This window comes from Rahnella laticis, assembly GCF_015644585.1.
In the GTDB taxonomy this organism is placed as follows: domain Bacteria; phylum Pseudomonadota; class Gammaproteobacteria; order Enterobacterales; family Enterobacteriaceae; genus Rahnella; species Rahnella laticis.
On record NZ_JADOBI010000003.1, the window covers coordinates 51,035 to 73,470 of the forward strand.

The 22,436-nt window shown below is 50.4% G+C and carries 25 protein-coding genes and 1 other RNA gene; 10 read left to right on the top strand and 16 right to left on the bottom strand.

Annotation, left to right across the window (positions count from 1 at the left end):
* Positions 1-48 precede the first annotated feature (48 nt).
* Positions 49-339: a YfhL family 4Fe-4S dicluster ferredoxin gene (locus tag IV433_RS06525; protein WP_377307527.1), complete on the top strand. Its 291-nt coding sequence runs from the start codon at positions 49-51 to the stop codon at positions 337-339.
* A 21-nt stretch (positions 340-360) separates the two neighbouring features.
* Here the strand turns inward: IV433_RS06525 and acpS are convergent, their stop codons facing one another.
* The 7 genes from acpS to lepA all read right to left on the bottom strand — a co-directional run bounded on the left by acpS (position 361) and on the right by lepA (position 6,996).
* Positions 361-741 (bottom strand): holo-ACP synthase, encoded by a 381-nt coding sequence (gene acpS, locus IV433_RS06530; RefSeq protein WP_152327820.1) that lies wholly within the window; start codon positions 739-741, stop codon positions 361-363.
* A complete protein-coding gene (gene pdxJ / locus IV433_RS06535) occupies positions 741-1,472 on the bottom strand; it encodes a pyridoxine 5'-phosphate synthase (protein WP_165059255.1) in 732 nt (243 codons plus the stop codon). Before pdxJ ends, acpS begins: the two co-directional genes overlap by 1 nt.
* 101 nt (positions 1,473-1,573) lie before the next feature.
* Positions 1,574-2,308, bottom strand: coding sequence for a DNA repair protein RecO (recO, locus tag IV433_RS06540; RefSeq protein ID WP_101075423.1), 735 nt, complete (start codon positions 2,306-2,308; stop codon positions 1,574-1,576).
* Positions 2,309-2,319: 11 nt separating this feature from the next.
* Positions 2,320-3,225: a GTPase Era gene (era, locus tag IV433_RS06545; protein WP_152327817.1), complete on the bottom strand. Its 906-nt coding sequence runs from the start codon at positions 3,223-3,225 to the stop codon at positions 2,320-2,322.
* Positions 3,222-3,902 carry a ribonuclease III gene (rnc, locus tag IV433_RS06550; protein WP_013576719.1) on the bottom strand — a complete coding sequence of 227 codons (681 nt, stop codon included), beginning with the start codon at positions 3,900-3,902 and terminating at the stop codon, positions 3,222-3,224. The genes era and rnc overlap by 4 nt, the downstream gene beginning before the upstream one ends.
* A 288-nt stretch (positions 3,903-4,190) precedes the next feature.
* Positions 4,191-5,168, bottom strand: a complete 978-nt coding sequence (lepB, locus tag IV433_RS06555) for a signal peptidase I (protein ID WP_195813930.1) — start codon at positions 5,166-5,168, stop codon at positions 4,191-4,193.
* 28 nt (positions 5,169-5,196) lie between these two features.
* Positions 5,197-6,996: a translation elongation factor 4 gene (lepA, locus tag IV433_RS06560; RefSeq protein WP_152327815.1), complete on the bottom strand. Its 1,800-nt coding sequence runs from the start codon at positions 6,994-6,996 to the stop codon at positions 5,197-5,199.
* 422 nt (positions 6,997-7,418) lie between these two features.
* On the opposite strand from lepA, the gene IV433_RS06565 reads away from it, so the two are divergent.
* Positions 7,419-8,237 carry a DUF6585 family protein gene (locus IV433_RS06565; RefSeq protein ID WP_195813929.1) on the top strand — a complete coding sequence of 273 codons (819 nt, stop codon included), beginning with the start codon at positions 7,419-7,421 and terminating at the stop codon, positions 8,235-8,237.
* A gap of 58 nt (positions 8,238-8,295) precedes the next feature.
* Here IV433_RS06565 and rseC read toward each other — a convergent pair whose 3' ends face one another.
* Genes rseC through rpoE form a run of 4 tightly spaced genes read right to left on the bottom strand, consistent with a single transcriptional unit; the run spans position 8,296 to position 11,003 of the window.
* A complete protein-coding gene (gene rseC, locus IV433_RS06570) occupies positions 8,296-8,772 on the bottom strand; it encodes a SoxR-reducing system protein RseC (RefSeq protein WP_195813928.1) in 477 nt (158 codons plus the stop codon).
* A 27-nt stretch (positions 8,773-8,799) separates the two neighbouring features.
* Entirely contained in the window at positions 8,800-9,750 is a 951-nt protein-coding gene (gene rseB, locus IV433_RS06575; protein ID WP_152327812.1) for a sigma-E factor regulatory protein RseB, read from the bottom strand.
* Positions 9,750-10,397 carry an anti-sigma-E factor RseA gene (gene rseA / locus IV433_RS06580; protein ID WP_152327811.1) on the bottom strand — a complete coding sequence of 216 codons (648 nt, stop codon included), beginning with the start codon at positions 10,395-10,397 and terminating at the stop codon, positions 9,750-9,752. The genes rseB and rseA overlap by 1 nt, the downstream gene beginning before the upstream one ends.
* Before the next feature lie 30 nt (positions 10,398-10,427).
* Positions 10,428-11,003 carry an RNA polymerase sigma factor RpoE gene (gene rpoE, locus IV433_RS06585; protein ID WP_037040184.1) on the bottom strand — a complete coding sequence of 192 codons (576 nt, stop codon included), beginning with the start codon at positions 11,001-11,003 and terminating at the stop codon, positions 10,428-10,430.
* A 214-nt stretch (positions 11,004-11,217) separates the two neighbouring features.
* On the opposite strand from rpoE, the gene nadB reads away from it, so the two are divergent.
* Positions 11,218-12,819 carry an L-aspartate oxidase gene (gene nadB, locus IV433_RS06590; RefSeq protein ID WP_195813927.1) on the top strand — a complete coding sequence of 534 codons (1,602 nt, stop codon included), beginning with the start codon at positions 11,218-11,220 and terminating at the stop codon, positions 12,817-12,819.
* 46 nt (positions 12,820-12,865) lie between these two features.
* Here nadB and trmN read toward each other — a convergent pair whose 3' ends face one another.
* Entirely contained in the window at positions 12,866-13,612 is a 747-nt protein-coding gene (gene trmN, locus IV433_RS06595; RefSeq protein ID WP_326838646.1) for a tRNA(1)(Val) (adenine(37)-N(6))-methyltransferase TrmN, read from the bottom strand.
* Between the two features lie 156 nt (positions 13,613-13,768).
* Here trmN and srmB point away from each other — a divergent pair, with 156 nt between their 5' ends.
* Complete coding sequence (srmB, locus tag IV433_RS06600; protein WP_195813926.1) at positions 13,769-15,097, top strand: ATP-dependent RNA helicase SrmB; 1,329 nt, start codon at positions 13,769-13,771, stop codon at positions 15,095-15,097.
* Positions 15,098-15,187: 90 nt separating this feature from the next.
* On the opposite strand, the gene grcA is transcribed toward srmB, so the two are convergent.
* Entirely contained in the window at positions 15,188-15,571 is a 384-nt protein-coding gene (gene grcA / locus IV433_RS06605) for an autonomous glycyl radical cofactor GrcA (protein WP_104923137.1), read from the bottom strand.
* A gap of 339 nt (positions 15,572-15,910) precedes the next feature.
* Here grcA and ung point away from each other — a divergent pair, with 339 nt between their 5' ends.
* Positions 15,911-16,597: a uracil-DNA glycosylase gene (gene ung, locus IV433_RS06610; RefSeq protein WP_195813925.1), complete on the top strand. Its 687-nt coding sequence runs from the start codon at positions 15,911-15,913 to the stop codon at positions 16,595-16,597.
* A 60-nt stretch (positions 16,598-16,657) separates the two neighbouring features.
* Here the strand turns inward: ung and grpE are convergent, their stop codons facing one another.
* On the bottom strand, positions 16,658-17,245 hold the full coding sequence (gene grpE / locus IV433_RS06615; protein WP_195813924.1) for a nucleotide exchange factor GrpE: 588 nt from the start codon (positions 17,243-17,245) through the stop codon (positions 16,658-16,660).
* A gap of 137 nt (positions 17,246-17,382) precedes the next feature.
* Here grpE and nadK point away from each other — a divergent pair, with 137 nt between their 5' ends.
* The 3 genes from nadK (at position 17,383) to bamE (ending at position 20,476) form a co-directional block, all read left to right on the top strand.
* Positions 17,383-18,261, top strand: a complete 879-nt coding sequence (nadK, locus tag IV433_RS06620) for an NAD(+) kinase (protein WP_195813923.1) — start codon at positions 17,383-17,385, stop codon at positions 18,259-18,261.
* 96 nt (positions 18,262-18,357) lie between these two features.
* The gene (recN, locus tag IV433_RS06625; RefSeq protein WP_195813922.1) at positions 18,358-20,019 is read left to right on the top strand and encodes a DNA repair protein RecN; all 1,662 of its coding nucleotides are present in this window, start codon (positions 18,358-18,360) and stop codon (positions 20,017-20,019) included.
* Between the two features lie 112 nt (positions 20,020-20,131).
* Entirely contained in the window at positions 20,132-20,476 is a 345-nt protein-coding gene (bamE, locus tag IV433_RS06630) for an outer membrane protein assembly factor BamE (protein WP_165059234.1), read from the top strand.
* A gap of 77 nt (positions 20,477-20,553) precedes the next feature.
* Here bamE and IV433_RS06635 read toward each other — a convergent pair whose 3' ends face one another.
* Both IV433_RS06635 and IV433_RS06640 read right to left on the bottom strand, forming a co-directional pair.
* Positions 20,554-20,838 (bottom strand): RnfH family protein, encoded by a 285-nt coding sequence (locus IV433_RS06635; protein ID WP_195813921.1) that lies wholly within the window; start codon positions 20,836-20,838, stop codon positions 20,554-20,556.
* Positions 20,831-21,265, bottom strand: coding sequence for a type II toxin-antitoxin system RatA family toxin (locus tag IV433_RS06640; protein WP_195813920.1), 435 nt, complete (start codon positions 21,263-21,265; stop codon positions 20,831-20,833). The genes IV433_RS06635 and IV433_RS06640 overlap by 8 nt, the downstream gene beginning before the upstream one ends.
* A gap of 156 nt (positions 21,266-21,421) precedes the next feature.
* Between IV433_RS06640 and smpB the strand changes: the two genes are divergently transcribed.
* Together smpB and ssrA are read left to right on the top strand one after the other, a co-directional pair.
* On the top strand, positions 21,422-21,904 hold the full coding sequence (smpB, locus tag IV433_RS06645) for an SsrA-binding protein SmpB (protein WP_101075405.1): 483 nt from the start codon (positions 21,422-21,424) through the stop codon (positions 21,902-21,904).
* Between the two features lie 49 nt (positions 21,905-21,953).
* Positions 21,954-22,317, top strand: a transfer-messenger RNA (tmRNA) gene (gene ssrA / locus IV433_RS06650).
* The last annotated feature ends 119 nt before the right edge of the window (positions 22,318-22,436 follow it).

Here is a 22,436-nt window from a genome sequence, read left to right on the forward strand (position 1 = left end):
TGTGGAAAGGCGTAGGTGCGGATCCTACGCCAGCGCAATTCTGCTATACTGCGCGCCCTGATTATTGAAGATACGAGAAAGACTATGGCCCTGCTGATCACACACAAATGCATAAATTGCGATATGTGCGAACCGGAGTGCCCGAATCAGGCGATTTCGATGGGCAATGAGATCTATGAAATCGACAGCGATCGCTGTACGGAATGTATCGGTCATTACGATAAACCGACCTGTCAGAGTGTCTGCCCGATCGACAATACGATCATCATCAATCCAGCACATAAAGAAACTAACGAAGCGCTGTGGGATAAATTCGTGGTACTGCATCACACCGTATAATTCACGGCGTGATGCACTGAATTAATTTTCGATAATCACGGTTGCACAGGCATAACGGCGTTCATCAGCCAGCGTGACATGCACCGATTTCACGCCCATTTCTGCCGCCATTTCCGCTGCGCGCGCATGGAACACCAGCCCCGGTTTCCCGAGACTGTCATTGACCACTTCAAACTGCTCAAACGCCAGACCGTTGCGGATCCCGGTTCCCAGCGCTTTTGCTGCGGCTTCTTTGACCGCAAAACGCTTGGCCAGAAAGCGAACCGGCTGCTGATGTTGCTGGTAAACAGCCCATTCATTCGCGCACAGAATACGGCGCGCCAGCCGGTCTCCGCTGCGTTCAATCACAGCTTCGATACGGGTAATTTCAACGATATCCGTACCTAAACCTAAAATGCTCATTAACGGCGTGCTTCCCGCATCAGGTTTTTCATTTCGCGCACAGCACCGGACAAACCGTCAATCACAGCCTGACCGATAATCGCGTGGCCGATATTCAGCTCATGCATTTCCGGCAGGGCCGCAATCGGCTGCACGTTATGGTAAGTCAGACCGTGGCCCGCATTAACTTTCAGACCTTTGCCCGCGGCGTACGCTGCACCTTGTTTGATGCGTTCCAGTTCAGCCAGACGCTCAAGATCGGTTTGGGCTTCAGCGTAAGCGCCGGTGTGAATTTCAATATAAGGCGCACCGACGGCAACTGCGGCGTCAATCTGACGCAAATCCGGGTCGATAAACAGGGAAACCAGAATGCCCGCTTCGCTGAGACGGGAAACGGCGACTGTCATTTTGTCGAGCTGACCGGCTACGTCCAGCCCGCCTTCTGTGGTCACTTCTTCGCGTTTTTCCGGCACCAGGCAACAGAAATGCGGCAGAATTTCACAGGCGATCCCGACCATTTCATCGGTCACGGCCATTTCCAGATTCATACGGGTCTGGATAGTCTGGCGCAAAAGACGCACATCACGGTCGGTGATATGGCGGCGATCTTCGCGCAGGTGAACGGTAATGCCGTCCGCCCCCGCCTGCTCGGCGATAAACGCAGCCTGGACCGGATCAGGGTAAGCCGTACCACGCGCATTACGCAGTGTCGCGATGTGATCAATGTTAACGCCCAACAGCAACTCAGCCATAACAGCTCCAGATTTTTGAATGGATTGATTTAAGAATGGAACAAAAACGATTTCCGCAGTTTACACCTTACCGTATGTCAGGGTGTAGAGCGGAGTCTGAATTAACCGGCAGAATTGTCAGAAGATGAGACGGGCTTTTTTACCTGAAACTGGCGGAACAGCTCACGGCTTTTCAGCGGTTTCCCGCCGAGATACGGCTTCAGCGCCATGCGCGTGAAACGTTTGGCGGCGCGCAAAGTGACGACGTCGAATTCACGGCTGGCGAGGGCTTTTAAATCCCTGCCGGTGAAACTGGAATTGTCGATAACCAGGCTGGCGATAAACCCTTTCTCTTCGCGGTAACGGTAAGTCATGGTGTCGCTGACTTCTTCGCCGCTGCCAGCGCAATGCAGAAAATCAACACCGTAGCCCAGATGGTACAAAAGGGATAATTCGAACTGGCGCAGGGCATATTCCGGCGAGCCTGTGGCACCGGCCAGATTTTGCAGACAATTGAGATAATCGAAGAATAAGGCGGAATAGTTCGCTTCCTGCTCGAGTACGCGGGAAACCAGCTCATTGACGTACAGGCCGCTGTAAAGCATCAAACCAGAAAGGGGAAGTGCCAGAGAAACCGGCTCGGCGTTGCGCAGGGTTTTGACTTCTCCCCGCCCGCTCCAGCGAACCAGTAAAGGCGTAAAAGGCTGCAGGCAGCCTTTCAGATTGGACCGGCGGCCACGCGCACCTTTAGCCAGTATGCGTACCCGCCCTTGTCCCTCAGTGAAGAGATCCAGCATCAGGCTGGTTTCACTGTAAGGTCGCCCATGCAAAACAAATGCGCGTTGCCAGCCTTCCATAGGCGCGGACCTTATAAGTCGTCTACATAACCCAGGCTGCGCAATGCACGTTCGTCATCTGCCCAGCCGGATTTGACCTTAACCCACAACTCAAGATGGACTTTCGCTTCGAACATGTTTTCCATATCCTGGCGGGCTTCGATGCCAATCGTCTTGATTTTAGAGCCTTTGTTACCGATAACCATTTTCTTCTGGCCTTCACGTTCAACCAGAATCAGGCCATTGATATCGTAACCACCACGCTCGTTGGTGACGAAACGTTCGATTTCAACGGTGACTGAATACGGCAGCTCTTCGCCCAGGAAACGCATCAGTTTTTCACGGATGATTTCAGAGGCCATAAAGCGTTGTGAACGGTCGGTAATATAATCTTCCGGGAAGTGATGAATCGCTTCCGGCAGACGTTTACGAACCAGAGCGGCGATGGTGTCTACGTTGGTCCCTTTCTCAGCAGAGATAGGCACGATATCGACGAAGTTCATCTGCTCGCTAAGGAACTGCAAATGCGGCAGTAATTTAGATTTGTCGGTGACGTTATCAATCTTGTTGATAGCCAGCAGAACCGGCGATTTCAAATCACGCAGTTTGTTGACGACCATTTCGTCATCGGCAGTCCAGTTTGTGCCTTCAACCACGAAGATCACCAGTTCAACATCACCAATTGAGCTGCTTGCAGCACGGTTCATCAGGCGGTTGATTGCACGTTTTTCTTCGATGTGCAGCCCCGGGGTATCCACGTAAATAGCCTGATATGGCCCTTCGGTATGGATGCCCATGATGCGGTGACGCGTGGTTTGTGGTTTGCGTGAAGTAATGGAGATTTTTTGCCCCAATAATTCATTAAGCAATGTAGATTTGCCGACATTAGGACGGCCTACGATTGCAACAAAACCACAGTAACTTTTTTCTTCGCTCATTCAAGCTCCAGCTGTATCAGCGCTTGTTCCGCTGCCGCCTGCTCGGCTTTTCGGCGACTTGAACCGGTTCCTACAACCGGCTGGTTCAAGCCACTGACCTGGCAGTGGATGGTAAACTCCTGATCGTGCGCTTCACCGCGAACCTGCACAACCAGATAAGAAGGCAACGGCAGATGGCGACCTTGCAAAAACTCCTGTAAACGGGTTTTTGGGTCTTTCTGCTTATCACCGGGACTGATTTCGTCTAAACGACTACGGTACCAATCGAGAATCAGCTTTTCGACGGTCTGGATATCACTGTCCAGGAACACGCCGCCAATGAGTGCCTCCACCGTATCCGCGAGAATTGACTCACGGCGGAAACCACCACTTTTCAATTCGCCCGGCCCTAAACGCAGACATTCGCCGAGATCGAATTCACGTGCCATTTCAGCTAACGTATTTCCGCGTACCAGCGTGGCACGCATACGACTCATATCGCCCTCGTCTACGCGAGGAAAACGATGGTACAAAGCGTTAGCGATTACATAACTAAGAATTGAGTCACCCAGGAACTCTAAACGCTCATTGTGCTTACTGCTGGCGCTGCGGTGAGTCAGTGCCTGCAATAAAAGCTCCTGCTGTTGAAAAGTGTAGCCCAGCTTCCGCTGAAGCCTGTTTATTACGATGGGATTCATGAGTTACCAATAGATCAAGAATGCGTCAAAAACTTCAGCATACGGAACAGGCCTGCTTCGCCCTAAGCCAATCCAAAGCTGTTTCGTTTGCAGTGGCTCCCTCTGTTCTTTTGTGTTTTTGTTCTTTTCAAAGAAAAACTAAAAATCAGGGGGCCAACTTTTATCGCCCGAAAGGATATTCTACAACGGGTGAAAATATAATGCTGCGCTAATATACCCGTCAAAACAGAAGTTGCAGGAGCAATAGCTTCCTGCAACTTGAATTATCGGGCTACTGACGCCAGCAGATTAATGAATTCCACCAATACGGCTTAAACGGACACCGGTCGGCCATTCACCTTCCTGCTTTTTAAAGCTCATCCAGATTGCAGAAGCTCTGCCCACTAAATTCTGCTCTGGCACGAAGCCCCAATAACGGCTGTCAGCGCTGTTATCACGGTTATCGCCCATCATGAAATAATGGCCGGCCGGAACAACCCAGGTTCCCAGAGGCTGACCCGGCTGCTGGTAATACGCACCCAGCTGGTCACGCGCGCCAGGCACGGTCAGAATACGGTGAGTCACATTGCCCAGCGTTTCATTGCGTTGCACCAGACGAACGCCGTCTTGCGGAACGTTGCCGGTCGGCGGAGTCTCAAAGAAACCACTGCTCGCTTCGCCACCAGAAGACTGGCCGAAAGTCTGCACAAAATCACTGGCTGTACCCGTGTCGTAAGTCACCGCAAGCGCAGTATTGCAACTCTGACCATTTTCACAGGCAGGCTGAACGGTCACTTGCTTGCTGAACGGATCATAAGTTACACGGTCGCCCGGCATCCCTACTAAACGTTTAATATAGTCAATGCTCGGATCACGCGGGTATTTAAATACCACCACGTCGCCACGTTTTGGTTCGCCAGTCGGAATAAGCTTGGTCTGAGTGATCGGATCTTTCAGACCATAGGCGTATTTTTCTACCACAATGAAATCGCCAATCAACAGCGTTGGCATCATTGAACCGGACGGGATCTGGAAGGGTTCATAAATAAATGAACGCACCACGAACACGACTAACAATACCGGGAATACAGAAGCACAGGTTTCCACCCAGCCTGGCTGCTTCGCGACCTTGCTCAGCGTGACGTCGTCAACTGCACCGCCAGTTTCGGCCTTAATTTTAGCAATTTTCGCCCGACGTGCAGGTGCCAGCTTGAAACGATCAAGGCACCAGATAATCCCTGATACCAGCGTTGCAATCGCCAGAATCAGGGCAAACATGTTAGCCATGCATACTCCCTACAACTCAATTAAGGATTTATTTGCTGTCTTTGCCTACGTGAAGAATGGCCAGGAACGCTTCCTGCGGTAACTCAACGTTGCCCACTTGTTTCATGCGTTTCTTACCATCTTTCTGTTTCTGCAACAGTTTTTTCTTACGGCTGACGTCACCGCCATAACACTTGGCGAGAACGTTTTTACGTAATTGCTTAACCGTCGAACGGGCAATGATGTGAGCACCAATCGCCGCCTGGATTGCAATGTCGAACTGCTGACGCGGGATTAATTCCTGCATCTTCTCAACCAGCTGGCGTCCACGGAACTGTGAGTTGCCACGGTGAGTGATCAGCGCCAGCGCATCCACACGGTCGCCGTTGATTAGAACATCAACACGCACCATGTCAGAAGTCTGGAAACGTTTGAAATTGTAATCAAGAGACGCATAACCGCGTGAAGTGGACTTCAGACGGTCAAAGAAATCGAGCACGACTTCCGCCATTGGAATTTCGTAAGTCAACGCAACCTGATTGCCGTGATAAACCATGTTGGTCTGCACGCCACGTTTCTCAATACATAACGTGATTACGCTGCCCAGATATTCCTGCGGCATCAGCATGTGACACTCGGCGATAGGCTCGCGTAATTCGAGAATGTTGTTCAGCGCAGGCAATTTAGACGGGCTGTCGACATAAACGGTTTCGTTACCGGTCGTCAGGACTTCATACACTACCGTCGGTGCGGTGGTGATCAGATCCAAATCGTATTCACGTTCCAGACGTTCCTGAATGATTTCCATGTGCAGTAAACCCAGGAAGCCACAGCGGAAGCCGAAGCCCAGCGCGGTAGAACTTTCTGGTTCATAGAACAGGGAGGCATCGTTCAGGCTGAGTTTGCCCAGCGCGTCACGGAAGTTTTCATAATCGTCAGAGCTGACCGGGAACAGGCCAGCATAAACCTGAGGTTTCACTTTCTTAAAACCAGGCAATGCTTTGTCCGCAGGCTGACGCGCTAACGTCAGGGTATCGCCCACCGGCGCGCCCAGTATGTCTTTGATCGCGCAAACCAGCCAGCCTACTTCGCCGCAGTTCAGAATGTCTTTATCAACACGTTTAGGCGTGAAAATACCCAGACGATCGGCGTTATACACCTGTCCGGTACTCATCACTTTAATTTTGTCGCCTTTTCTCATGGTGCCGTTTTTGATACGAACCAGAGAAACCACGCCAAGGTAGTTATCGAACCAGGAGTCGATGATCAGTGCCTGGAGCGGCGCTTCCGGATCACCTTCTGGTGGCGGAACATCACGAACCAGACGTTCCAGCACTTCTGGCACGCCAACCCCGGTTTTCGCCGAGCAACGCACCGCGTCGGTCGCATCAATACCCACGATGTCTTCGATTTCCTGTGCAGCGCGATCGGGATCAGCAGCAGGCAAATCGATTTTGTTCAGAACCGGAACAACTTCCAGATCCATTTCCATCGCGGTGTAACAGTTTGCCAGCGTCTGCGCTTCAACGCCCTGACCGGCATCGACCACCAGCAACGCACCTTCACAGGCGGCCAGAGAACGGGAAACTTCATAAGAGAAGTCAACGTGCCCCGGGGTGTCGATAAAGTTCAGATGGTAAACTTGCCCATCTTTCGCTTTGTAATCGAGGGTAACGCTTTGCGCTTTAATGGTGATGCCGCGTTCACGTTCCAGATCCATTGAATCGAGAACCTGCGCTTCCATTTCACGATCGGACAAGCCACCGCAAATTTGAATAATACGGTCTGACAGCGTCGACTTACCGTGGTCAATGTGGGCAATAATGGAGAAATTTCGTATATGCTTCATTATAAAAGTTTTTCTGCCTTGGTATTTCTGAATCATTCGCCATGAACATACAGCGACGGTTTGTAGGTTGGCTGTCTTTCGCCTAAGTCGCAGCATTCTACATGCCAGCACTGGGAAAACCTAGTCTCGGCACGCCCTAACTCCAGATTATGCGAGCTTTCCCATCAGGAAGAGGCCAACTTTTCATTTATTTTCATTTGTCACCTCTTTGCGCCTGCCAGCAACATCCATTAATCCGGGTTGGGCAAATGCAAAAGCCTCCTGTTTATTTTAGGAAAATACCCATATACAAAAACAGACAGCGCAACTTAATATATTGTTATAAAAAGAAATAACTCTCCCCCAACCTACTTAATTCTTAATTACTGTCTTCTTTAAACAGCTTTTTTATTTTAATTCAATCCGGTCACAAGGTTAGCGATATGATCAATGAAGGGCGGCTGCTCAGTCAGCATGGCTTTGCCAAAGCCAACTCGTGGATCACTCTGGTCCTGTCAGTACTGTTACTGATTGGCGGCGCGGTGCAAATTGCATTCCTGCTGGCTTTCGGACACACCACAGCCGGGCTGCACAGCGTGGTGTTGTCAGCTTTGCTCAGCATTGCGCTGGGGATAGTCCTCATCATGTTAAGACGCTTCATCCGTCCACTTCAAATCTATCAGCTGCATGAAAACGGTATTTTAGTTATAAGCCAGACGGACAAAAAAAATCGTTTTATTCCGTTCGAACGGATTATGGATATATATCGTTTCAGAACCGGTAAATACACACGTCGTATTTTAAACACGATGATATTTCGTGAAGAAAATAGCAAAACCTGGCATCGGATCACGCCAAATATTGCTAATTCCGAACGGTTAATTGAAGTTATTAAAAACGAACAGCTGATGTTTCGTGGTCCGTGGGCGTTAAATACATTGGCTCAGGGTGGCGATATTCTTTTTACCCGGCTGCTTAATGCCCGCTGCGGATTGAAACGGTTTATCAGCTCTAACCTTCTGGCAACGCACGAAAAACGAATCAGGCTGAGCGCACTGATGCTGACCACGGATGAAGGGAAGACGGTGCCGGTTGAAGACATTCAGTTTATCAGCGGTGGCAGCAACAGCCCGCTGATCCGATTGCTGGATAAACATGGCAGGATCCTGTTTTCCGTGCCCTATACCTCGCTCTCAAGCGCAGATCTTTTCATAGCGCTGATTGAGCATATGATTCAGAACCGGATACCTGTCAGAAACTAAAAATGCCACTGAATCAATAGAAAGAGTGGCATTTATACGCATCACGAATGGAGCGATTTTAAGAAGGCAACTCGCTGTCAGTAGAGTAGCGGAATGCATTCGGTGGTAACCCGACCTGCAAGACCACCGGCTGATAACCGGCTTTGCCATCGACTTTTGCTGCCAGCGCTTTTGCAATCAGGAAGCCTAATCCCCCGCCGAGCACAGCACCAATCACCGCGTACATATCTTCCTTCAGCAAGGCCTGTAGCAATCCCCCGCCGGCAATCACACCAAACAATGGCGTCATATAGACCAAAAATGCCGAACGCAAAAGGCTTCCCTCAGGGATCCCCAGTTCGACTTTCTGGCCCGGTTCCAGAGGTTCATTGATGCTGACCTGAAGATTATGCTCTGTTTGTGGCCCTAACTCGTTCAATACGCGGGCACCACATCCTGAGCGTGAATGGCAGCTACTGCAACCCGCCTGCGTTTCACAACGCAGCGTTGCAATACCATTTTGCCACGAGATAACTGTGGCCCATTCTTTCATCATGTGATCACCCGTTTTTTTAGCCAAAAGTCATTTTGCGGAGAAGACGATACTGTCAGCAATACGTTTGGCGGTTGAAGGTGGCAATTCTCCGACAACGGTAATTTCATTGCCGTTGCGAATTTCTGTCTGCACCGTTCTGCGCCCCTGCCTGATTAACTGTTCAGAGGGCCCGCTGGTCGTAGAGCTGATATTGACGGAGAAACTGAATAATCCATCAGTATACAGACGTGATTCTATCGTGACGGGCATATTTGGCAAGTTTCTGCGACTGCTTGCTACTTCCGTGACGCCAGCCGGAAGCCATTTCACCTGCCAGCTAAATTTCGCCTGCTCGGAAGCAGGTAAAGAAAGGACTGGTGGTAAACTGGCTTTTTCCAAATCAGCCAGCATGCCAATAGCTTGTTTTCCATCATCAAAACTGATGACACGGAACTGCTCCAGTGTTTCACCGTCTCTGTCTAACAGATCAACCCGCATAGGCAATTTCGTCTGCTCATCCACCCAGATGACATAGCTGAAACGCGTACCATCACGCGAAACAACGCGGATCACCTGACTCAGGCGGTCGGCAGCACGGGCGCGTCCTACGGCAATAAAGTCGTAGTATTTTGAAAGCAGGGAGAAATCACTGAAAACGATGGAAGGAAGGGAATCAACGATATGATCGCCATCCAGAGTGAAAGGCTGTAACCCGGTCTCAAAGTAGCTGATGTCTTTTCCACGCTGGACAATTTCACGGCGCGGCCCATCCATCAGAACCAGTTGAGCGAGTAAGACTTCCTTCGAGACAGCATGACGATAGCGAAAGGAGTCAATCCCCTGCTTCGTGATGTTGATAAAACCCATTTCATAATTCAGCGACTGGCTGGCTTTACCCATTTCTTGTAATAACGCCTCGGAAGTCGGTTCTGCCGAGGCGATACTTGAAGAAAGCAGGCTGCCCGTCGCTAAACAAACGGCAAACCAAAATTGCTTCATTACTGCGTTTGCGTTCCTAAAGACTGAGTTCCTGGGACCTGAACAGCAGCTTGCTGCGGGGTGATCGGTTCGAGCTGAAGCTGCTCAGAGTGCAAGCGGCGCTGCAATTCGTAATCCTGCAACATAGCATTGATGCGTTTACGTTGCTCCTGCACATTTTGTTGCCCGCTGGTGGTATTGCCTTCATTTGGCACGCCGAAGCTCACCGGAGAAGCTTTACCCATCATAGGCAACGTATTGAACGCAGGAGTTTCCGGAGAAGCACCCGTTGCGTCAGGCTGATTGTAGTGCTGCACACCCACAATCACGGCCAGAGACACACACGCGGCCACACCAATCTGGGTCAGCTGGCTCGCCCAAGGACGAACTTTGTGCCAGAAAGGCATTTTCTGCCAGGTATGAGGCTGAGGCTGCGATTCTGTAGCGGAACCCGGCACCAGTTTAACCGGCTCGTTTGCCAGCGCTGCGGCCACACGGTCTGCGATATCCAGATGCACCACATTCCCAATATCACCGCGTAAGGTATCGCGGATCAAATGATAACTCTGCCAGCTTTGCTGAAGCTTATTATCCGTTGATAAAGAACTTAGCAGTTCTGAATCAATCGCTTCACCATCCATCAGAGCGGAAAGCTTTTCTTTCTGCATGCCTAAGTACCCTTCCTGTGTCCGTCATCTCTAACGCTGGATGAGCGGTTGAACTTTGTTATCAATTGCTTCCCGGGCACGGAATATACGGGATCTGACCGTACCCACCGGACAATCCATGATGGCGGCTATTTCTTCATAGCTCAACCCATCCAACTCCCTCAAGGTAATCGCCATGCGAAGATCTTCAGGAAGTGCTTCAATAGTACGGAAAACTATCTGCCGTAACTCTTCAGACAACATCAAGTTCTCAGGGTTCGAAATTTCTTTCAGGGCACCGCCACTTTCGAAATTTTCGGCTTCATTTGCGTCGACGTCACTTGAAGGCGGACGTCGTCCCTGAGCGACCAGATAATTTTTCGCTGTGTTGACTGCAATACGGTACAGCCAGGTATAAAAAGCACTGTCGCCGCGGAAAGATTCCAGCGCGCGATACGCTTTAATAAAAGATTCCTGAACCACATCAGGCACATCGCCCTGTGGCACATAGCGGGATACAAGGCTCGCTACCTTATGCTGGTAACGAATAACCAGTAAATTGAACGATTTTTGATCACCCTTCTGGACCCGCTCAACCAGAACTTGATCGGCTAACTGCTCGCTCATCCGAGGTAAAATCTCCCCAAAACCATCTCCGCGCTTAAAGTCGTACTGCCAGCTTTCATCATTATATTCCTGAGCAAGTACTGCTTGGAGTTCACATGAAACATAAAGTTCCACATCGCCATTGTTTTTTCTATTGAAGTCTCATGCCCGTGGCTTTTTCACGGAGGTTTAGGCTAACATGAATTTCCCTCTTCTTCTGCAAACATCATACGTTATGCAACCTTCATCTGAATTTGTTAGCGATGTATTGATTATCGGAAGTGGCGCTGCGGGCCTTTCTCTGGCTTTGCGACTTGCAGACCACTGTCACGTCACTGTTCTCAGTAAGGGCCCGCTCAACGAAGGCTCAACGTTTTACGCACAGGGCGGGATCGCCGCCGTTTTCGACGAAGCAGACAGCATTGCCTCACACGTAGATGACACATTAATTGCCGGCGCAGGCTTATGTGATAAAGAAGCCGTTGAATTTATCGCCAGCAACGCACGTCATTGTGTCCAGTGGTTGATCGACCAGGGCGTACTGTTTGATACCGAAACCAGCGAGAGCTCAGAAGAGCGATATCATCTGACTCGCGAAGGCGGTCACAGCCACCGCAGGATCCTGCATGCTGCTGATGCTACAGGTAAAGAAGTAGAGACTACGCTGGTTGGGAAAGCAAGGGCGCACGCCAATATTTGCGTTAAAGAACGCTATAATGCCGTTGATTTAATTACCTCAAGCAAGCTGGGTTTGCCCGGTACGCAGCGCGTGGTGGGTGCCTATGTCTGGAACCGCGACAAAGAGCACGTCGAAACTCTGCGCGCTAAAGCCGTTGTACTGGCCACCGGTGGTGCGGCGAAAGTCTACCAATACACCACGAATCCGGACATTTCGTCCGGCGATGGCGTCGCGATGGCCTGGCGCGCAGGATGCCGCGTTGCCAATCTGGAATTCAACCAGTTCCATCCGACTTGTCTTTATCATCCTCAGGCGCGCAATTTTCTGCTCACTGAAGCCCTGCGCGGCGAAGGCGCATTGCTTAAACGTCCTGACGGCACGCGATTTATGCCCGATTTCGATGCACGTGGCGAACTCGCACCACGTGATGTGGTGGCGCGGGCAATCGACCATGAAATGAAACGTCTTGGCGCGGATTGTATGTATCTGGATATCAGCCACCGTCCGCCGGAATTCATTAAGCATCACTTCCCGATGATCGACGAAAAGCTGCAATCACTCGGCATTGATCTGACGAAAGAGGCGATTCCGATTGTTCCGGCCGCACATTATACCTGCGGTGGCGTGATGGTTGATCAGCACGGGCGTACCGATCTCGACGGTTTGTATGCGATCGGCGAAGTGAGTTATACCGGATTACACGGCGCTAACCGGCTGGCGTCCAATTCGCTGCTGGAATGCGTTGTTTACGGCTGGTCGGCGGCGGAAGACATCATCAAGCGTTTACCGCATGCCAAACTGGCAAAAAACATTCCGCAATGGGATGAAAGCCGTGTCGACAATTCGGATGAGCAGGTGGTGATTCAGCATAACTGGCATGAACTGCGGCTGTTTATGTGGGATTACGTCGGGATTGTTCGGACTACAAAACGTCTGGAGCGCGCATTGCGGCGCATCATGACTCTGCAACAGGAAATTGACGAATACTATGCCAACTTCCGTATTTCCAATAACTTACTCGAATTACGCAATCTGGTGTTAGTAGCAGAGCTTATAGTGCGCAGCGCACTGGAACGTAAAGAAAGCCGCGGGCTGCACTTCACGCTGGATTATCCGGAATTAAAGGAAAATCCTCAACCGACAATCTTGCAGCCTTAGACGCTAAAAAGTGCGAAGGAACGCACTTTTAAAGACGCAAAATCCATCAGTAGTTCAGATAAAAATCAGCAATCAGTGCACAAAACGCTTCGCTGTAAATACCTTCTGATTTCCGCAAATCCAGTTCCATTTCTTCTTTCTCAACGGGCTGTTTCGATAACGTCAGCAACAAGCGATTAAGGGGTTTTCCCGGGCGATCACGCACGGCCATCCGCCATGCGGTGAACCAGCCTTGATGATTAGCCAGCGTTTCAAATGCCAGACCAATGTCATAAGGCAGAACAACGCTGAATAACCCTTGCGGCGTAATCAACTTTCCGGCGCATTCAAGCAACGCGGCGTGGGTAAGAGTTTCGGTATAACGGGCCGCATTTCGCGCTTCATCCCGACAGTCTACCGCCGATTCGAAATAAGGCGGATTGCTGACAATCAGATCATACTCAGCCGGGTGCTGCCGTGCGTAATCATTAATATCCTGCGCGAAGACAGACAACCGTTGCGCCCAGACAGATTCGCGAAAATTCTCCGCAGCCTGTTCAGCGGCGGCAGGTTCGAGTTCAACGGCATCAATAGTGGTTTGAGGGTCACTGCGCTGAGCCAGCATTATGGCAATAAGGCCGCTGCCGCAGCCGATATCCAGAATGCGTTTAGCCCCGCTGACGGGCGCCGTCGCGCCAAGCAGAACGCCATCGGTACCAACTTTCATCGCACAGCGGTCGTGTGCGACGAAAAACTGTTTAAAGGTAAACCCGTTGCGCCGCAAAGGCCGGGCCGAACTGACTTCTTTTGCCACTCATTTCACCGTAATTACGCCGGCCATCAGGCCTCTGAACGAAAACTGTCGTAGCATAGGGTAAAGAGATGTGGAGGAAAAGGCACACAAACCGCTTAAATAGGTGAAGATCGCGTCTAACACGTCTATAATCGGCGCCCCAAGTAGAGGTAGACCATGACTGTAACCACTTTTTCCGAACTCGAACTCGATGAACGCCTGATTGACGCCTTAGGCGACAAAGGCTATAGCCGCCCTACTGTCATACAGGCAGAGGCAATTCCGCCAGCAATGGACGGACGCGATGTGTTGGGTTCGGCTCCTACCGGCACCGGCAAAACCGCGGCATTCCTGTTGCCGGCCTTGCAGCATTTGCTGGATTTCCCGCGTAAGAAATCTGGTCCGCCCCGTATTCTGATCCTCACGCCAACTCGTGAACTGGCTATGCAGGTTGCTGAACAGGCCCGTGAGCTGGCGAAACATACCGATCTGGATATCGCGACGATCACCGGCGGTGTGGCATATATGAACCACGCCGAAGTGTTCAGCGAAAACCAGGATATCGTCGTTGCGACGACCGGCCGTTTGCTGCAATACATCAAAGAAGAAAACTTTGACTGCCGCGCAATTGAAACGCTGATCCTCGACGAAGCAGACCGCATGCTGGACATGGGTTTTGCTCAGGATATCGAAACGATTTCTGCCGAAGCACGCTGGCGTAAACAGACGTTGCTGTTCTCCGCAACGCTGGAAGGGGAAGCCATCCGTGAATTCGCAGAACGCATTTTGACTGAGCCGGTTGAAATCGAAGCCGACCCGTCACGCCGCGAGCGTAAAAAAATTCTGCAATGGTACTACCGCGCAGACGATCTGGCGCACAAAACCCAGATGCTGATCCATTTGCTGAAACAGGAAGATGTCACTAAATCGGTAATCTTCGTGCGTAAGCGTGAGCGTGTGCATGAGCTGGTGGCCTGGTTACGCGAAGCAGGGATCAACTCCTGTTATCTCGAAGGCGAAATGGTTCAGGTGAAGCGTACTGAAGCGGTAAAACGCATGGTTGAAGACCGCGTCAACGTGCTGGTAGCGACTGACATCGCCGCCCGTGGCCTGGACATCAACGACATCAGTCACGTGTTTAACTTCGACCTGCCTTTGACGGCGGATATTTATCTACACCGTATCGGCCGTACCGGCCGTGCAGGCCGTAAAGGCACAGCCATTTCATTCGTGGAAGCGCATGACCACCTGCTGCTGGGCAAAATCGGTCGCTACCTGAATGAGCCGCTGAAAGCACGCGTGCTCGACGGGTTCCGTGCGAAAACGAAAGCACCGAGCGAGAAAGTCACCGGCAAGCCATCGAAGAAAGTGCTGGCGAAACGCAAAGAGAAGCAGAAAGAAGCGCAGGAAAAATCGAAGGTGAAAGTTAAAGTTCGCCATCGTGACAGTAAAAACGTCGGCAAACGTCGCGTTAAACCTGATGCTGCGAAAGACACGTCAAAATAGGCCATCTACGGACTTATTCATGACGAAAAAAAACCGCCTTAACTGAACAGGCGGTTTTTTATTGTCTGAAATTTACGTAATCTGCTGAGATTACAGGCTTTCAGTGAAAGTACGGGTAATGACATCGCGCTGCTGTTCAGCAGTCAGCGAGTTAAAACGCACCGCATAGCCAGAAACACGAATGGTCAGCTGCGGGTATTTTTCCGGATGTTTAACAGCATCTTCCAGCGTTTCGCGACGCAGAACGTTAACGTTCAGGTGCTGACCGCCTTCCACACGTACAGTCGGTTGAATTTCCATTGGAACTTCACGGTATTCAAACTGGCCCAGTTCGCTGACAGCAACGATCTGGTCTTCCGCATAACCCGCTTTTGCACAAACACAGCGAGCTTCCGATTTTTCATCATCCAGCAGCCAGAAAGAGTTTTTCAGCGCTTCGTTATTGGTTTTGGTGATTTGGATCCCGGTGATCATATGTTGCCTCCATAATTGGCTACGATACTGTGAATTGATTGGTGTAGGGTTGATCAACAACCCATTGTCCTGCTGTCAGATATAACAGCAGAACACCCCGCATTCTTTGATTAATATCAACCTTTCCGGTGTGGTTATTCCTGCACCTCAGCATATTTATGTTTTATATCAATTTTTCCAAGTGGCGGACTTAAATTATTTTTGTAAATTATCAATAATTTTTGCGTAAAAGCGTTAAGCCGCAGATAAACATCAGCAAAAGCTCAGGCGGGTTTAACTCGGAAGAATGAGCAGGTAAGCTACGCGCAGAGAAAAATCACCTTGAAAAGGAGAGCGTCAATGTCCACCACTCTCACCTGGCATGACGTCATCGGTCAGGAAAAAGAACAGCCTTACTTTGTTGATACATTGAAGTTTGTTGCCGCTGAACGCGCGGCGGGAAAAACGATTTATCCGCCTCAGCAGGATGTTTTTAATGCCTTTCGATCCGCTGAACTTGCCGATGTGAAAGTCGTTATTCTGGGGCAGGATCCGTATCACGGCCCGAATCAGGCTCACGGACTGTCCTTTTCAGTTCGTCCTGGTATCCCTGCGCCGCCGTCACTGGTGAATATGTATAAAGAGCTGGCAACGGATATCCCCGGTTTCGAGCGACCTCATCATGGTTATTTACAGAGCTGGGCCGACCAGGGCGTACTTCTGCTCAATACGGTGTTAACCGTAGAAGGCGGGCAGGCACATTCCCACGCCAAACTGGGTTGGGAAACCTTTACCGATCGGGTGATCGCAGCCTTGAATGAAAACCGTGAAGGAATTGTGTTCTTGCTGTGGGGATCTCATGCCCAGAAAAAAGGCAATATCATTGACCGCAACCGCCATCACGTACTGAAAGCGCCGCACCCTTCCCCGCTTTCTGCGCATCGCGGTTTTCTGGGCTGTAAGCATTTTTCTCAGGCCAATGAATTACTCAAGCAACAAGGCCTGGCACCCATTGACTGGATGCCTGTTTTACCAGCCACGGAATAGCATAAAAAAAGAGGCACCCGCGAAGGTGCCTCTCATTTTTACAGTCGTTCTGAAACAGAATCAGGCTTTGGCTTTAGAAACCGCAACCATCGCCGGGCGTAACAGACGGCCATTCAGCATGTAGCCCTTCTGCATCACCATCATGACGTGATTAGGTTCCAGTTCGTCGGATTCCATCATCGTCATGGCCTGATGCTGCTCAGGGTTGAATGGAACGTGGATGTCGCTTACCACTTCCATACCGAACTTGCGTACAGCGTCCAGCAGAGATTTCAGGGTCAGTTCGACGCCTTCAATCAACCCTGCCAGTTCTGAATTCGATTTATCAGCCAGATCCAGAGCACGCTCCAGGTTATCGATGACCGGCAGCAATTCGCCAGAGAATTTCTCAAGGGCAAATTTGTGCGCTTTCTCGATATCCAGTTCGGTACGACGACGGATGTTTTCCACTTCCGCTTTCGCACGCAGCAGGCTGTCACGCTCACGCTGCTGAACTTCTTTCAGCTGTGCTTCCAATTCAGCAATGCGTTCATCGCGAGGGTCAACGACATCTGCCGCCTGAGTTTCCGCTTCCGCATGCAGCTCTTGTTCCTGATTCAGTTCTTCAGAGACTTGCTCGTCAGGTGTCTTATGTTCTTTACTACTCATGAATCTCTCCGCGTTTTAGCATTAATCTTGCTAGTTGGCTTATTATGGGGATCAAAACCGGGGTTTCAAGGTTTGGTTTTGAATGAAACCGGTCATAATGCAGGTGTCATCACACCCTGCTGAGGATAACCACAGCGATGAATAAAAAATTTGAGTGCATTGGGATCGTCGGACACCCACGCCATCCTTCGGCACTTGCCACCCATGAAATGCTCTATCACTGGTTAATTTCAAAAGGTTATCAGGTCGTCGTTGAACGGCAAGTGGCACAGGATTTAGCCCTGGAAGGCGCTCAAACCGGCAGCCTGGCGGAAATAGGCAAACTGGCCGATCTTGCCGTTGTAGTTGGCGGTGACGGTAATATGCTGGGCGCCGCGCGCGTCCTGGCACGCTATGACATCAAAGTCATCGGCATTAACCGCGGTAATCTCGGTTTTCTGACCGATCTCGATCCTGATAACGCCCTTCAGCAACTCGATGATGTTTTGCAGGGCGAATACATCAGCGAGCAACGTTTCCTGCTGGAAGCGATGGTGCGCTGTAAAGACCAGCAATGCCGCGTCAGCACCGCCATCAATGAAGTCGTTCTGCATCCGGGGAAAGTGGCGCATATGATTGAGTTTGAAGTCTATATTGACGACAAATTCGCATTTTCCCAGCGTTCAGATGGCCTGATCATCTCCACGCCGACCGGCTCAACGGCGTACTCACTTTCCGGCGGCGGGCCGATTCTGACGCCAACGCTTGAAGCCATCGCGCTGGTGCCAATGTTCCCGCACACGCTTTCGGCACGCCCGCTGGTCATCAATAGCAGCAGCACCATTTGTCTGCGTTTTTCACATATGAGCAATGATCTGGAAATCAGCTGTGACAGCCAGATCGCCCTGCCCATCCAGTCGGGTGAAGAAGTGGTGATCCGCCGCAGTGAATTCCATCTGAACTTAATCCACCCGAAGGATTACAGTTATTTCAATACATTAAGCACAAAACTCGGATGGTCGAAAAAACTCTTCTGATTTGATAAAAATAATTCGCCAGCCCCTTTACTGTATATAAAACCAGTTTATACTGTATGTAATTACAGGTCTGTTGTTATGTACAGGAAGGTGATCATGCTGGCGCAATTAACTATCAGTAACTTTGCCATTGTCCGTGAATTAGAAATCGATTTTCATGCAGGGATGACAGCAATCACCGGCGAAACCGGTGCAGGTAAATCCATTGCTATTGACGCACTGGGCCTTTGCCTGGGCAACCGCGCCGATGGCAGCATGGTTCGCCTTGGCGCAAGCCGTGCAGATATCTGCGCGCGTTTCACCCTTGCCGATACACCTTCCGCAAAACACTGGCTGGCCGATAATCAGCTGGATGAAGGGCATGATTGCCTGTTGCGTCGGACGATCAGCAGCGATGGCCGCTCACGTGGCTTTATCAACGGAACGCCTGTGCCGTTATCCCAACTACGCGAACTGGGCCAGCATCTTATTCAGATTCACGGCCAGCACGCCCATCAGCTTCTGCTCAAACCTGAGCATCAAAAAGACCTGCTCGATGCGTATTCAGACCAGCCTTTGTTGCTGGCAGAAATGCGCACCGCTTACCAGAACTGGCACCAAAGCTGCCGCCAGCTGGCGCAATATCAGCAGCAGATGAATGAGCGTGAATCACGCCGTCAGCTCCTGCAATACCAGTTAAAGGAGCTCAATGAGTTTTCCCCTCAGCCGGGTGAATACGAGCAAATTGACGAAGAATACAAGCGTCTGGCCAACAGCGGACAACTGCTGTCTCTCAGCCAGAGTGCTCTGTATTTGCTGGCCGATGGTGAAGAACAGAATATTGTCAGCATGCTCTACACAGCCCGTAATCAGTTAACTGAACTGGCTGAACTCGACAGCAAAATGAACGAACTGATCATTATGCTGGATGAGGCCTCAATTCAGATTAGCGAAGCCAGCGACGAACTGCGTCATTACAGCGAACGTCTGGATATGGATCCAAACCGATTGTACGAGCTGGAACAGCGCTTATCCCGGCAAATGAATCTGGCGCGTAAACATCATGTCAGCGCAGAAGAATTACCGGAACTTCATCGCCAGTTACTTGAAGAACAAAAGGCACTGGATGAGCAGGAAACGAATCAGGCCGAATTGAGCGAAGCCGTGCAGGTGCATTACCAACAGGCAGTGACCATAGCAAAACAATTACATGACAAACGTCAGTATTTCGCCGATGAACTCACACACCTGATTACCCAAAGCATGCAGGCGCTATCCATGCCGCACGGTAAATTTAAAATTCAGGTTCAGTTCGAGCCTGAGCATCTCAGCATCGAAGGCGCGGATCGCCTGGAATTCCAGGTTACGACTAACCCGGGCCAACCTCTTCAGGCGCTGGCTAAAGTGGCATCTGGCGGTGAGCTGTCGCGTATCGCGCTGGCAATTCAGGTCATTACGGCACAAAAAATGGAAACTCCGGCGCTGATCTTTGATGAAGTGGACGTCGGTATCAGCGGACCAACTGCCGCTATTGTCGGCCGCCTGTTGCGCCAATTGGGTGAATCGACACAAGTAATGTGCGTAACACACTTACCTCAGGTTGCAGGATGTGGTCATCAGCATTATTTTGTCAGCAAGGAAACCGACGGCGAAGTGACAGAAACTCAAATGAATCGTCTTGATAAGAAGGCGCGTTTGCAGGAACTGGCACGCTTGCTGGGCGGAAGTGAAGTCACCCGAAACACGTTAGCCAATGCAAAAGAGTTACTCGCAGCGTAAAAAGCTCAACTTTTTTACATTTAAGCGGTCATAGAGGTGCCCCGCAAAGGTTTCAAACTGATGAAAGGTCTATTATCATCGGCATCTTATGCCCTAAAGGAATGTAATGACTATGCGCTGTAAAACGCTAACTGCCGCCGCTGTAGCTCTTCTAATGCTTACTGCGGGCTGTTCCACTCTGGAAAAGGTGGTTTATCGGCCTGACATCAATCAGGGGAACTACTTGTCTCCTGCTGATGTACAAAAAATTCATACCGGCATGACTAAGCAACAGGTTGCTTATGTTCTTGGCACGCCGATGTTGCACGACCCGTTTGGCAGTGATGTTTGGTATTACGTGTTCCGTCAGGAGCCAGGTCATGAAGGTATAACTCAGCAAACATTAACGCTGACCTTCAACCAGGGTGGCGAGCTGACCAACATCGATAACAAACCGAAGTTGAGCGATCAGCAATAAATCGCCCGGGTGTGATGGTCGTTGGTAACTACCAAAAATCATCTTTCAGGGTAAAAAAATAAGGCGCCTCAGGCGCCTTATTTTTTAGAACGTTCGGCTCGAATGCGCCGGAGCTCTTTCGGATCCGCAATCAGCGGCCGGTAAATTTCGATCCGATCACCGTCGCTCACCGTATCCACCAATTTTACGGGCCGGCTGTAAATCCCCAGCTTGTTCCTCTTTAAATCAATGTCCTGACGCAGTTCAAGCAAGCCAGAAGCAATAACAGCCTGTTCAACATTGCTGCCTTCTTCCAGTTTGACGGTTCGCAGGTACTGACGTTCTGGCAACGCGTAGACCACTTCAACGCGGATCTCAGACACTGTAAACCTCTTTTGCACGCAAAGTGAAAGCCTGAACCATGCTTCCTGCCAGCTCTTTGAAGATTTTACCGAACGCAAGCTCAATCAGCTTATTCGTGAACTCGAAATCCAGACTGAGCTGAACTTTGCAGGCTTCAGGGCTCAGTTCAATGAAATCCCACCCGCCGGTTAGTTTCCGGAAAGGGCCATCAACCAGTTGCATATCAATGCGTTTATTGCTTATAAGCGTATTTTTTGTGGTAAACGTTTTACTGATGCCTGCTTTAGAAACATCGACAGCGGCCGTCATAGACGTGCCACTGTTTTCTAAAATCCGACTGCCGGTACAACCGGGCAGAAATTGCGGGTAAGCATCGACATCATTTACTAGGGTGTACATCTGTTCCACGCTGAACGGCACAAGCGCAGAACGACTTATCTGTGGCATATCATTTTCCAGGAGTCATAAAACGTACAGATAATACCATTTATCTGCGCGGTAATAAAAACTACGAAGCACAGCGCGCTACAAACAGGAAAAACATCTGACTCTGACCGCGTGGGGATTTCATTCGGCATCGCTTACAGTATAATAAGTGTCACTATGACAAAGAAAAAAGCACATAAACCCGGTTCCGCGACTATCGCGATGAACAAACGCGCTCGCCATGAATACTTCATCGAAGATGAGATCGAGGCGGGGCTTGCTTTGCAGGGATGGGAAGTCAAATCGATGCGTGCTGGTAAAGCAAACATCACTGACAGCTATGTCACATTCCGCGACGGTGAAGCCTTTTTATTCGGCGCAACCATTCAACCTCTCAACGTGGCGTCAAGTCATGTGGTTTGTGATCCGACCCGCACAAGAAAATTACTGCTGAACAAACGTGAGTTAGAGACGCTGTTCGGTAAAGTGACACGCGATGGTTACACCGTCGTCGCGCTTTCCATGTACTGGAAAAATGCCTGGTCAAAAGTGAAAATCGGCCTGGCAAAAGGTAAGAAAGAGCACGACAAGCGCGATGATATTAAAGATCGTGAGTGGAAAGTAGACAAAGCACGTATCATGAAGAACTCAAACCGCTAAGTCTCTGGCTTAGCTTGCAGTTTTTCTGGTATACTGCGAAATAGTACTTGGGGCTGATTCTGGATTCGACGGGATTTGCGAAGCCCAAGGAGCATGCCGAGGGGCGGTTGGCCTCGTAAAAAGCCGCAAAAAAATAGTCGCAAACGACGAAAACTACGCCCTAGCAGCTTAATACCCTGCTTAGAGCCCTCTCTCCCTAGCCTCCGCTCTTAGGACGGGGATCAAGAGAGGTCAAACCCAAAAGAGATCGCGTGGACACCTTGCCTGGGGTGAAAGCGTTAAACCCAATCAGGATAGTTTGTTAGTGGCGTGTCCATCCGCAGCTAACCGGCGAATGTAAAGATTGGACTAAGCATGTAGTGCCGACGGTGTAGTAATTTCGGACGGGGGTTCAAATCCCCCCAGCTCCACCAAACAAGGTTTCGGTTATTACCAGATAAGGCCGTTACCGCAAAGAAAGCCGCAGCCCGCAAGGGTTTGCGGCTTTTTTATTGCCCGTTATCTGCTGGCAGACCCTGTATACAACCGGCTA